The organism is Geobacter metallireducens GS-15, assembly GCF_000012925.1.
In the GTDB taxonomy this organism is placed as follows: Bacteria; Desulfobacterota; Desulfuromonadia; order Geobacterales; family Geobacteraceae; genus Geobacter; species Geobacter metallireducens.
The window spans coordinates 573923-584813 of record NC_007517.1 but is presented as its reverse complement, the minus strand read 5'-3'; the positions used below and the strand labels follow the sequence as shown (position 1 = coordinate 584813).

The following is a 10891-nucleotide window of genomic DNA, read 5'->3' as shown; positions in this document are numbered from 1 at the left end:
TCCTATTCCTTTTCCGCCTCGAGGCTCACCTGATAGACGTCGCCCAGTTTCCCCCCGAGGAACCGGTTACCGACCCGGATGAACCCCGCCGGCACATCGGACACGAAGTAGTGGTGGTTTCCCTGCTCGGAGGTGGGACGCAGGAGTTCCCCCCCCCGGAGGATTTCCGCCACGATGCGGGCCGTTTCCTCGGCAGAGTCCACCAACTTCACCTCCTCGCCGATGGTCTCGCCGATGACCCGCTTGAGAAGGGGATAGTGGGTGCAGCCGAGGACCAGGGTGTCGACCCCCGCCTCCCGCAGCCCCGACAGGTAGGTGCGGGCGGTCAGGTGCGCCACCTCGTTGTCGGTCCACCCCTCCTCGGCCAGGGGAACGAAGAGGGGACAGGCCCGGGTCACCACCTCCACCTCGGGGTTAATCCGCTTGATGGCCTTGGCATAGGCGCTGCTCCGGATGGTCCCCTCGGTGCCGATCACCCCCACCCTGCCGCTGCGGGTGACGGCGGCGGCCCGGCGGGCCCCAGGCTCGATGACGCCGACCACGGGGATTGAGAGAGTCTGCTGCAGGGCTTCCAGGGCGCAGGCCGAGGCGGTGTTGCAGGCCACCACCAGGAGTTTGATATCGCGGTGCACGAGGAACGAAGCGATTTCGAGGCTGTAGCGGGTGACGGTTTCCGGGGACTTGGTCCCGTAGGGAACCCGGGCCGTGTCGCCGAAATAGATGGTGTCCTCCTGGGGGAGGGCCTTGATGATCTCCTTGAGGACGGTGAGGCCGCCGACCCCCGAGTCAAAGATGCCGATGGCTTTCCAGGGCAAGGTTTCTTCTCCGCGCATCCGGTCCGACCCGAACGGCCGGTGCTTTCGGTTGTTGGAATAATAAAAAATATATATAGTAGGTGAGCCGTCGACAAAATGTCAAGGTATTTGCCCCCCGGGGAAACAACAGCTGAACGCTTCATTTTCCAAGCAAAATCTGCTATATAGACGGGAACGCCGCAGCAACCCCACACCATCGGGAGCCCCCATGGACAAACAGGAAATGCTCAACAAGGGGCAGGAAGCCCTCACCCCCTTCGAGACCCAGAACATCGTCACCTTCGTGAAGAACCTCACCCTCAAGGGAGCCATGGAAAACCCGTGGATCATCGGCCTCTTCACGATCCTGGTCTTCTACGCCGTCATCAAGCGCTCCAAGGCCGTGCTGGCGTTTCTCTTCGCCGTGGTTTCCATTGCGCTCCTGATCCGCTTTACGCTTCCCGCCGGCGAGGGAAACGAACTTTCCCTCAGCTCCACCCTCCCCTTTGCCTTTGGCGGGCTCGTGATTGGCGGCTTCCTCATCTATTTCCTCTTCATCAAATCGGAGTAGCCCCGTGCACCGTGTCGGCTTTACCACCACTATCCCGCTGGAAGTGATCCTTGCGGCGGAAAAGGTCCCCGTGGACCTGAACAACGTCTTCATCACCAGCCCCCGGAGCCACCAGCTCATCGAGGAGGCAGAGGTGGACGGCTTCCCCCGCAGCACCTGCAGCTGGATCAAGGGGATGTACGCGGCGATCCTCGAAAAGGGGATAAAAGAACTGATAGCGGTAACCGAGGGGGATTGCAGCAACACCCGGGCGCTCATGGAAGTGCTCTCCCTCAAGGGGGTGGAGACGGTCCCCTTTGCCTATCCCCATGACCGGCAGCCGGAGAGCATCCGGTTCGAAATCGAGAAGCTCATGCGCCATTTCGGCGTGGGATGGGACGCGGTCAACCTCTCCCGGGAACGGCTGGGGCGCATCCGGCGCAAAGTCAGGGAAATCGACCGTCTCACCTGGGAGGAGAACCGGGTGACCGGCGCGGAAAACCACTACTATCAAGTCTGCACGTCGGACATGAACAGCGATCCGGACCGCTTCGAGGCCGACGTGGACGCCTTCCTGGCCGAGGCGAAAAACCGCACCCCCTTCAAGGACACGCTGCGGCTCGCCTACATCGGGGTCCCCCCCATCTTCGACGACCTTTACCAGTTCACGGAGAGCCTGGGGGCACGGGTGGTGTTCAATGAAACCCAGCGCCAGTTCGCCATGCCCTACGACACGCAGGACATGGTTGAGCAGTACCATGTTTACACCTATCCCTATGACATCTTCCACCGCCTCTCCGACATCCTTCTGGAGCTGGAGCGGCGCAAGGTGGACGCGGTCATCCACTACGTCCAGTCCTTCTGCTTCCGGCAGATCGAGGACATGATCGTGCGCCAGAAGGTGCCTCTCCCCATCCTGACCCTAGAGGGGGACAAGCCGACCCCCCTGGACGCCCGCACAAAAATCCGGATCGAGGGATTCCTCGAAATGCTGGCAGGGTAACGAACTATGCGGATCGGCATAGATTTGGGAAGCAGAAAAGCCAAGTTCGCCCTCCTGGACGGGGAGCGGATCGTGCGACTGGCGGACCACGACACCGTCACCTTCTACAAGCGCTACGGCCGCCTCGCCGAGGATGAGCTGGAACTGGACCTGGCGGCAAGCGGCATCTTCTCCGCCGATGAACTAGCCGGGGCCGCGGTGGTGGTCACCGGCTACGGCCGCAACACGCTCTCCCTCAAGGGAGCGAAGGTTATCTCGGAAATAAGGGCCCACGTGGCCGGGGCACTGCTCCAGACGGGACTTCGGGACTTCACCCTCCTGGACATGGGGGGGCAGGACACCAAGGTGGCCCTCGTGCGTGAAGGAAAGCTGGCCGACTTTGTCATGAACGACAAGTGCGCCGCCTCCAGCGGCCGCTACCTGGAAAACATGGCCGCAATCCTGGAGCTTTCCCTCGACGAGCTCTCCTCCCACTGGGAGGACCCGGTAAAGCTCGACGCCACCTGCGGCATCTTCGGGGAGTCGGAGCTCATCGGCCAGATCCTCAGGGGACACCCGGTGGAACGGCTCTGCGCCGGGGTGAACCAGACCCTCGTCACGCGGGTCATGCCGATGCTCAAGCGTTTCGCATCGGAGACCATCGTCCTGACCGGAGGGGTAGCCCAAAACAGAGGGGTTGTCAGACTGCTGGAAGAAAAAACGAGGCTCACGGTGATCGTGCCGGAACACCCTCAACACAACGGAGCCATCGGCTGCGCAAAATTCGGGGACCCGGGACCGGGGACCGGGGACCGGTAAAAACAAAAGAAAAAGACAATCACGGAACCACGGCAACGCGACCGAGACGGTAACAGGATCAGCATGTTTTTCCTGGTCCCCGGTCCCCGGTCCCTGGTCCCGGCCTTTCGGAGGTTTCATGAAGCTGGCAAAGAAAGACTGGTTTTTCATCATTCTCATCATCGCCGTGTTTGGCGGGTTCTGGGCCATATCCGGCGAGGTGAAGACCAAGAAGGTCCCCCATGACGATGCCCACAAGCGGTTCTACGATGCGTTCAACAGCGGCGCCACCAAGATCGATCTGGACGCGCAATGCCCATCGTGCCACTTTGAGGGCCCCGGCGGCATCCCCTTCCCCAAGGAACACCCGGTGAAACCGGCCGACGGCCCCATGCGCTGCCTGTTCTGCCACAAATTCAAGTCGAAGTAATCTGCCTGCGCCATGGGGGGGACCGTCCTTAATCTCACCCGTGAACTGGAACAGCTCGTAACCCACATCGCGGGCCACGTTCCGGAGATGTGCCACATCGATCCGTCCCGGCTCCTGATCTGCATCTCGTCAACCCGGAGCGGGGGCATCCGGGGAACATACGCCAAGATCCACCCCCTCCGGTTCCCCGGAGGGGCGAAGAGCATCGAACGGCAGCGGGGTCGCCACACCTACCGGAGCACCATGCCGTCAGTGACCCACCGGGGCAATGAAATCCTCTACGTCATCTACTTCCTGGTCCCCCGCTTTTTCGACCTCACCCCCAGGGAAAAACTCATCACCATCTTCCACGAACTCTTCCACATCTCGCCCGCCTTCGACGGCGACATCCGCCGCTTTCCGGGCCGCAATTTCGCCCACGGCAGCTCCACGCGAAAGTTCAACGCATACATGGGAACCCTCGTGGATGCCTACCTGGCAGAGCACGGGGAACCGGCTATCCCGGCCTTTCTCGACGGCACCATGGCGGAACTACGCAACCGCCACCACACCATCGTGGGGAGAAGGTTCCGCATCCCGTTGATAAAAACGGAACGGTGCTAATCGATTTTCAGCATCTCTGTCAGTTGTTTTTTTTCAGTGAGAGAAAGGCGCACCGGCGGCATCGGGGTGTCCGGCCGCACGGCCCTGGGATTGTCGAGCCAGCGTCCGAGCCGTTCGGGGGTCCATGGCTCGCCGGGCTTGAAGGGAGTCGGGTAGAAGGGGGTAAATAGCCCCGAGAGATTGGGAGCGACGTCGCCGTTACCCAGCGCTCCCTCGCGGGCCGTCAGCAGCCGATGGCAGCCACCGCATTTTTTCTCAAAGATGTTCTTCTCCCCTTGCTGGGGGGAGGCGAAGTGAACGACAACCGGAAGCCCGCCACTTACGGGCCGCGGAGCTTTCGCGGCAAAAGCCATGACGGCATTGACCAGGCCGGCCGTTTGCCGGTCGTCGAAATGAAAGTCGGGCATAAAGAGGACCGGCCGTTTGATGGCGCCGAAGAGCCGCACCGGGTCGTCACCGGCCAGACGGTCCAGATCGGCGGCAAGCCGTGTCCCCTTGCCGCCCAGGTTGTGGCAGCGGCGGCAGCCGAACCGCTCTACCAAACGCTTCCCCTCCTCCACCCGGCGACTTCCCGGAACCGTAAAATGGGCAAGTTCCGCCGGAATGAGCCGATGGTGGGCAATGGCTTTGCGGACGCTCTTCCCGTTCCCCCGGTGGCAGGAGACACAACTCCCCCGCTCGGCGTAATGGGACGGGTGGCAGGAGAGGCACCCCTCGCCCGGCGCTTTCCCCACGCAGGCGGCAAGCACCAGGCAGAGCAGGATCAGAAGGGGGAGACGAGCGACCAATTTTCCCCCCTGAAGAACATGGCCAGGACCGTCATTGACACGATGGCCGCAAAGACGGCGATGGTGGTCCAGGCAGCGGCGCGGTTCCCCTCACCAAACCAGACGGCGCGCTCGGGGCGGTGCATACCGAGCCACGGCAGGGCCAGGAACCAGAGGGAGAGCCCCACGATGATCCAGGCAAAGCCGTTGCCGTGGCTCACCACCTCCTGGGTCCAGAGGAGAAACCAGGCCGATTTGGCAGGATTCGGCGGCGCGCCCGGATTCGCTGGGTCCAGAAGCGGCGCAGGGATAACCATGGCCAGCAGCGCCAGGGCCACCAGCCCCCCCCAGAAAGCCCGCTTGACGAGGCGAAAAAAGTGGGGGGAACTCCTTACGTATTCGCCACTGCCGCGCGGTCCCCGCCTCAAGTCGTTTTTCACTTCCATCCTTTCAGCCATTGAGCCCTCACAGATACGGCAGTATCCCCTTTGTCTTGCGCACCCGGTAGAAGTGGAGAAACGACAGGGCCAGCACCGCCACGGGGACAACTACCACATGGAGCGCGTAAAAGCGCAGCAGCGACAGGGGTTCCCCCACTCCGTCGGGGACGAGGACGGCCTTCAGCCACGGACCTCCAGGCAGGGTGGCCAGAAGCTCCATACCGGTTCGGGTCGCCCAGAAGGCCAACTGGTCCATGGGGAGGAGATAGCCGGTGTACGCCTCGAACACCGACAGCGCCAGAAGCCCCACCCCCACCACCCAGGTTAGCTCCCGCGGCGGCCGGTAGGCGCCGGAGAGCACCACCCGAAGGACATGGAGGAACAGCAGGACCAAAAGTCCGTGGGAGGCAAGCCGGTGGAGTCCCCGCAGGTACTTCCCGCCAACGACCGTCGATTCCAGGAAGAGGATGGAGTCAAAGGCCCCGGCGGGTGTCGGCTGGTAATAGAACAGGAGCAGCACCCCGGACACGGCCAGAGCGATGAGCGCCGTGAAGGCGAGTCCCCCCAGACAGAAGGTGTAGGTGAACCGCAGGTTCTCCCGCAGCACCACCCGGGGGAAGAGATGTTTGGCAAATTCCTTGATCATCCCGGATAAATCTCCACCCTCCCACCACGGATTTCAAGCCGGTGGCGGGCCAGGGGCCGGTCGGCCGGCCCTTTCAGAACATTGCCCTTGAGGTCGAAGCGACTGCCGTGGCAGGGGCAGACAATCTCCCCCGGGGTTACGGTCACGGTACAGCCGAGATGGGTACAGGTCAGATTCAGGGCGTAAATCTCACCTCCATCCCGCATCACCGCCAGTCGGCGTTCGCGATAGACGAGGGCGCCCCGTGGCGGAACGGCCGCCATGTCAATGACGAAGCGCTCCCCGGATTCCCTCCTTTTGGGGACAAGAAACCGCCATGCCGCCGCTAAAGAAGCGATGAACGCAATCAGCGCCGCGATGAAGTGCCGGCGTCCCCGGTCAACCGCTGCCATTTCTCGATATATCCCTTCGTGTACGCCGGTGTCCTCACGGCCATCTTCCTGACCCGTTCAGGGTCCATGAAACTCCCGTTCACCACCCGCTGCCCCTCCCGGCGCCAGAAGGATTCCAGGGACAAGCCATCATCCTTCAGCCGGTAAATCCGCTCCTTTTCCCCCTCCAGGAGGAAGCGGCGCGGATTGTCGTGGCAGCCGTCGCACATGACGGTGCCCCGCCGGACCGTATGGGGGAAGAATGCCTTCCACTCCGCGGCCAGGAGCCGGTTCTCCTCCCCCACCGCCCGTTCGCTCCGGATATCTGAAAAATAGAGGATGAACTGCGGCCGAATGGGGCTCACCTTCCCCGCACTGTTCAGCCCCAAGGGAGGGGCATCCTGCCGCTTGAGATAGGCGCTCTTTACCCACTCATCCTGATGGGGGATGGCCGTGAACCGCGCCTGGCGGCGGGGGCTGTCGATGAAGCGGAGCCAGAAGGTGCCGTACTCCTGGGGCGCCCAGGCCGAGTGGCAGGCGTAGCATTCGAGCCGCTCCCTGTGGGCAGGGATGCGGTGCTCCACTATCCTCTGGTCGGGTTCGTGGCAGTCGCGGCATCCCTTGCCGCTCCGCCTGCCGGCGGCCAGGCTCGCCATGTCGTGGCAGCCGCCGCAGCCGATGCCGGCCTCGGCATGGACATCGGGAAGCATGGGTAGAAACTGTTCTCCACCGGCAAAGGGGCCCCGCTGGAAGCGGAAAGCGTCCTCCCTGGGGGCCCGGCCGTGGTAGTCGCTTCCCACAAAATAGCCACGGTGACAGTCAAGACAGACGCCGTCGCGGGGTCGGGACATGGCGTGCCCCTTGCCGCCGTGGCAGTCGAGACAGCCACGAACGTGGCAGCCGGTGCAGTTGTCGGCCCAGAATCCTCCATCGAACCGCCCCACGGTTCTGGCCACGAACTGCCGTTCCGCCGTCCGGGTCGCCATGGCGTGATCGAACAGCCGGTCGAAGCCCCGGTGGCAGGCGACGCAACGGGCGGCCCGGTCAACCGCGGTGGCCGGATTCCCCACCGTGGAACGGTCGTCCCCGTGACAGGGGGTACAGCCGATGGCGGCATGGGGACCGGAAACAGCGTCCCGGTGGCAGGCCCGGCAGTTCTCGGCGCCGTCAGCGGGCGACGCGAGTGCCGCCGCCAGCCAGAATACGGCGATGAAGTGCATCATCCAGGGCACGATAGTCGAGCTCCTTGCGGTAAATGGGGTCGTCGGGACGGGTGTGGCAGACAATGCAGAGGTTTGCCCGCCATACCTTCATAACCTCCGCTTCGTTAAGCGGGCGGGAATTTTCCCTGGTAACGGCCGAGAAAGCCCGCACCTTCCCCCCCTCCATGGTCTGGAAGCCGTCCAGGGGCTTCTCCTCGTTTTTGGGGCAGAGCATGGTTGCAGCGATATTTCTCCCCTCCACCTCATGCTGGCCGAACCCCAGGAAGGCGGGGTTTGCGTGGCACTCACCGCAGCCGATGGCCTTCACACCGGTGTTGTGGGAGTAGAAGGGGGCAAAGCGCAGCTGCTGCTTACCCTTGAAGGTTGTCACATACCCCTCTTTGGACACGCGCCCGTCCACCTCGGTGACGGTCACGAAGGTCTGGCAACCGGGGGTGACCGGCGATATTTTACCCCGCTGGTTGAGGGCCAGGGGGAACGGGTAGAGCATCCGGTAGTCCTCGGACTCGGTAAAGAGCCCCAGGGTATCCATATCCTTTACAAAATCGCGGCCGGTCCTGGACTTGTCGTAGTTGGTATGGCAGCCGTAACACTGGACCACCGCGCGGGAGTGGCAACTGTAGCACTCCAGCCTGCCGTGGCCGGCTACGGTATGGGCCGGGGTGCCGGTAATCACCTTGCTGGTATAGAGGCGGCCGCTCCGTTTGCCGACAAGCCGTACCAGTCCGTTTTCGTAGAAAACGTTCGAGTAGGGGCGCCCCTTGCCGGTGACGATCATCCGCATGCCGGGGCGCATCTGCCGCCGGTACTGCCGCGACTCGCGCACCGGGGCTTCGTTCTCCCGGACGATTTCCCGCCAGCGGGGAAGCTCGGTGCCGCTGCCGTGGCAATCCTCGCAGCGGATCTCCACCTGGTGGTAGAGGTTCTCGTAGGCGTATCCGTCACCCATGATGTCGCGGGAAGTATGGCAGTCGATGCAGTCCATCCCCATGGCATAGTGGATGTCCGGCGTGATGCGGGTGACGCTCCGGCTCCCGCTGGTGAGAAGCGGTCCGGGAAACCCGTTTCGCGTCGGCACCTGGGCGGTGTTGCCGTCGTTGAGCCCCATGTACGACAGGGCGATGCGGCCGCTCCGGTTATGGCACCGAAAGCAGACGTCGTTGCCCGGAAGCCCCGTCATCCCATGGGAAGCCGAGGCCGGCCCCCGCCCCTTCATGGTCAGGTCGCCGCCGGCATAGGTGCCGGTATCGTTCCAGGGAAAGTGGCAGGCGGCACACCCCGCCGAATGCCCCACATCGTAGGCGTAACGGTTTTCAATGCCGACATGGCAGAGGGAGCAGAACTTGCGGTAGAGCTCTCCGGAGATATTGTCCAGCTCCGTCACCGCGGCAAGCTGCCGTTCTTTGCCATCAGGGGAGTAGACATCCTCGCGTCGGCTGCCGTAGAGCTTTCCGTCCTCCCCCTCCCAGGTTAGCTGGATGTTCTTAATCATCCCGGTGTTGGTCTGCATGAGACTCCCCTTCACCCGGGCAAGCTGCCAAGGGTGGCAGGCACCGCAGCTATGCTCCCAGGAGCGGGGATCCGACGGATTGCGGAGGGCGAACATGCCCCGGTGGGCGGATTCCTTGTCCCTGCCCCGTTCATTGCCTCCGTGGCAGGAAACGCAGCGGGGATGGGCAGGAGAAGCATGCTCGATACCCCGGTGGCATGAGAGGCACGAGCCGTTTTCTCCCCCACCCCCATTGCAGCCTGAAAGCAGCAGGGCGAGCGGAAGCAGCGCGAACGTGGCCAAACGCCGAAGCAGGGGAAGAGAATCTATCAGAAAGGAAAGGTACGTCATCTGGCGCCTATCATAGCGCAATGACCCGTGAAAAAAAAGCCGGCAGGTGACCCTGCCGGCCCATAACAGAGAAGGAGGTCAAGCGTGATACTGCTATTTCCCGGTGGTGCTGATGCTCACCTTTTTGGTGAACTCATGCCACAGGAAGGGATCGGCATTCATGGTGCCGAAGGGGAGATACCAGAGCTTCACTTCGAGGTCCAACTCGCTGGCAGTGGGCTTCGTCACCCACTTGCCGTTCTCTTCCACTTCATCAACCGGGAAGAAAATGTCGAATCGCTCGTGGACCGCCTTGCCCGGCGGGAGGCCGGTATCTTCAATAATTCCGCTCTTCTCATAGGGGCCGCGCCCCATCCGGTCACCCCGGCCAAGCTGCTGGGGAACCGGCATGTAGATCTTCTCCTGGTTGAACACTTCCTGGCCATCTTTTGTTTTTGCTATTACCGACAGAACCAGTCGGTTGGGGGTCGGTCAGCCATCGGGGATGGAGTGGCCGGCACGGTTCACCATCTCCACCTTCACCACCGCCTTGGGCTTGATCGTGGCGCCGTCACGCCAGTGGAACGCCCGCGCCTCAGCCTTGAACTCCACCGCAGCCTTGGCCATGCCCGGATCGCGGTAGCTCTGCATGTTGTGGCCGAGCTTGCTCTTCTTCATGTGGCAGTCCTGGCAGGTCTCGCTCCCCCCCTCGGCCGTGTAGGCCCAGAGGTAGCTGCCGTAACTGGTGCAGCACTGGGTCGGGTTGTCCAGTTCCATATTGGGACCGAGGCCGTGGCACTGCCCACACTGAATCGACTCGCTCATGATCGGACTGGCCTTCATTTTCGGGAAGGCGTCCGACGGGTGATCGCCATCCTTGGAGCCGTACACGACCCCCGCCTGGGGATAGCCGTCGGTCCATTTGTGGGTGATGGCGTTGCGGTTGTGGCAAACAAGACAGCTGATGTTCAGGCTTTTGAGCTTGTCAGCTTCGGCAGACGCTTTCACCGTATCCTTTTTCTTGAGGGCATCCTGCCAGTTGTCGACAGTGGCGATGATCTCCTTGGCCACCGAATCCTCGGCATCAGCCAACTGGGGAAGGTGACACTTTGCACACCCCATCAGGTGCTCAACCTTCACATCCTCCGGTTTCTTAACCCCCGAATAGGGCCACTCCATCAGGCCGTTGACAACCGCCGTCTTGAGGGTTGCCGCGGTCCGGCTCGTGCCGAAGATGGAGCGGGCATGGATCGATTTGTTCCAATCGTTGTGGGTCTCCTGGTGACATTCAATACAGGAACTTGAATCGTACATCTTGGCCAGTTCTGCCATGGTCTTAGCCTTGCCGGCCTTGGCGGAGATCGTCCCCTGCCAGCCGATACCGGCCTTTTCGGCAAAGACCGGCGTAGCGGCACAGAAGGCAACCGCGGCCACCGATAGCTTCAGCCATACAGGTTTGAGCATCATT

13 protein-coding genes are annotated in these 10891 nt (G+C 62.5%); 5 read left to right on the top strand and 8 right to left on the bottom strand.

The genetic code is table 11. The features are described 5' to 3' along the window. Positions 1-2: 2 nt before the first annotated feature. On the bottom strand, positions 3-815 hold the full coding sequence (gene murI, locus GMET_RS02730) for a glutamate racemase (RefSeq protein WP_011365679.1): 813 nt from the start codon (positions 813-815) through the stop codon (positions 3-5). A 208-nt stretch (positions 816-1023) separates the two neighbouring features. Between murI and GMET_RS02725 the strand changes: the two genes are divergently transcribed. The 5 genes from GMET_RS02725 to GMET_RS02705 all read left to right on the top strand — a co-directional run bounded on the left by GMET_RS02725 (position 1024) and on the right by GMET_RS02705 (position 4157). Next, positions 1024-1365 carry a hypothetical protein gene (locus GMET_RS02725; protein WP_004512242.1) on the top strand — a complete coding sequence of 114 codons (342 nt, stop codon included), beginning with the start codon at positions 1024-1026 and terminating at the stop codon, positions 1363-1365. 4 nt (positions 1366-1369) lie between these two features. Then, on the top strand, positions 1370-2347 hold the full coding sequence (locus GMET_RS02720; RefSeq protein ID WP_004512241.1) for a 2-hydroxyacyl-CoA dehydratase family protein: 978 nt from the start codon (positions 1370-1372) through the stop codon (positions 2345-2347). Positions 2348-2353: 6 nt separating this feature from the next. Beyond that, the gene (locus GMET_RS02715; RefSeq protein WP_004512240.1) at positions 2354-3145 is read left to right on the top strand and encodes an acyl-CoA dehydratase activase; all 792 of its coding nucleotides are present in this window, start codon (positions 2354-2356) and stop codon (positions 3143-3145) included. A 118-nt stretch (positions 3146-3263) separates the two neighbouring features. After that, positions 3264-3554, top strand: coding sequence for a hypothetical protein (locus GMET_RS02710; protein WP_004512239.1), 291 nt, complete (start codon positions 3264-3266; stop codon positions 3552-3554). A 12-nt stretch (positions 3555-3566) separates the two neighbouring features. Beyond that, entirely contained in the window at positions 3567-4157 is a 591-nt protein-coding gene (locus GMET_RS02705) for a putative metallopeptidase (RefSeq protein WP_011365678.1), read from the top strand. Here the strand turns inward: GMET_RS02705 and extS are convergent. The 7 genes from extS to extKL all read right to left on the bottom strand — a co-directional run bounded on the left by extS (position 4154) and on the right by extKL (position 10890). Further along, positions 4154-4945, bottom strand: coding sequence for a selenite/tellurite reduction operon c-type cytochrome lipoprotein ExtS (extS, locus tag GMET_RS02700; RefSeq protein WP_004512237.1), 792 nt, complete (start codon positions 4943-4945; stop codon positions 4154-4156). The two genes, GMET_RS02705 and extS, sit on opposite strands and share 4 nt — an antisense overlap. After that, positions 4921-5382, bottom strand: coding sequence for a selenite/tellurite reduction operon b-type cytochrome membrane protein ExtQ (extQ, locus tag GMET_RS02695; RefSeq protein ID WP_004512236.1), 462 nt, complete (start codon positions 5380-5382; stop codon positions 4921-4923). Before extQ ends, extS begins: the two co-directional genes overlap by 25 nt. Positions 5383-5389: 7 nt before the next feature. Next, the gene (locus tag GMET_RS02690; protein ID WP_004512235.1) at positions 5390-6010 is read right to left on the bottom strand and encodes a cytochrome b N-terminal domain-containing protein; all 621 of its coding nucleotides are present in this window, start codon (positions 6008-6010) and stop codon (positions 5390-5392) included. Further along, entirely contained in the window at positions 6007-6402 is a 396-nt protein-coding gene (locus GMET_RS02685) for a ubiquinol-cytochrome c reductase iron-sulfur subunit (protein WP_004512234.1), read from the bottom strand. The genes GMET_RS02690 and GMET_RS02685 overlap by 4 nt, the downstream gene beginning before the upstream one ends. Beyond that, on the bottom strand, positions 6357-7613 hold the full coding sequence (extO, locus tag GMET_RS02680; protein WP_011365677.1) for a selenite/tellurite reduction operon b-type cytochrome iron-sulfur cluster-binding subunit ExtO: 1257 nt from the start codon (positions 7611-7613) through the stop codon (positions 6357-6359). The genes GMET_RS02685 and extO overlap by 46 nt, the downstream gene beginning before the upstream one ends. Next, the gene (extM, locus tag GMET_RS02675; RefSeq protein ID WP_004512232.1) at positions 7549-9444 is read right to left on the bottom strand and encodes a selenite/tellurite reduction operon c-type cytochrome ExtM; all 1896 of its coding nucleotides are present in this window, start codon (positions 9442-9444) and stop codon (positions 7549-7551) included. Before extM ends, extO begins: the two co-directional genes overlap by 65 nt. Before the next feature lie 93 nt (positions 9445-9537). Then, positions 9538-10890 carry a multiheme c-type cytochrome (seleno)protein ExtKL gene (gene extKL / locus GMET_RS02665; protein ID WP_261974591.1) on the bottom strand — a complete coding sequence of 451 codons (1353 nt, stop codon included), beginning with the start codon at positions 10888-10890 and terminating at the stop codon, positions 9538-9540. Between the last annotated feature and the right edge of the window lies 1 nt (position 10891).

Coding starts and splice junctions, on each gene's coding strand:
- GMET_RS02725 (WP_004512242.1), top strand. CDS start 1,024: ATGGACAAACAGGAAATGCTCAACAAGGGGCAGGAAGCCCTCACCCCC.
- GMET_RS02715 (WP_004512240.1), top strand. CDS start 2,354: ATGCGGATCGGCATAGATTTGGGAAGCAGAAAAGCCAAGTTCGCCCTC.
- GMET_RS02710 (WP_004512239.1), top strand. CDS start 3,264: ATGAAGCTGGCAAAGAAAGACTGGTTTTTCATCATTCTCATCATCGCC.
- GMET_RS02705 (WP_011365678.1), top strand. CDS start 3,567: ATGGGGGGGACCGTCCTTAATCTCACCCGTGAACTGGAACAGCTCGTA.
- extQ (WP_004512236.1), bottom strand. CDS start 5,382: ATGGCTGAAAGGATGGAAGTGAAAAACGACTTGAGGCGGGGACCGCGC.
- GMET_RS02690 (WP_004512235.1), bottom strand. CDS start 6,010: ATGATCAAGGAATTTGCCAAACATCTCTTCCCCCGGGTGGTGCTGCGG.
- GMET_RS02685 (WP_004512234.1), bottom strand. CDS start 6,402: ATGGCAGCGGTTGACCGGGGACGCCGGCACTTCATCGCGGCGCTGATT.
- extM (WP_004512232.1), bottom strand. CDS start 9,444: ATGACGTACCTTTCCTTTCTGATAGATTCTCTTCCCCTGCTTCGGCGT.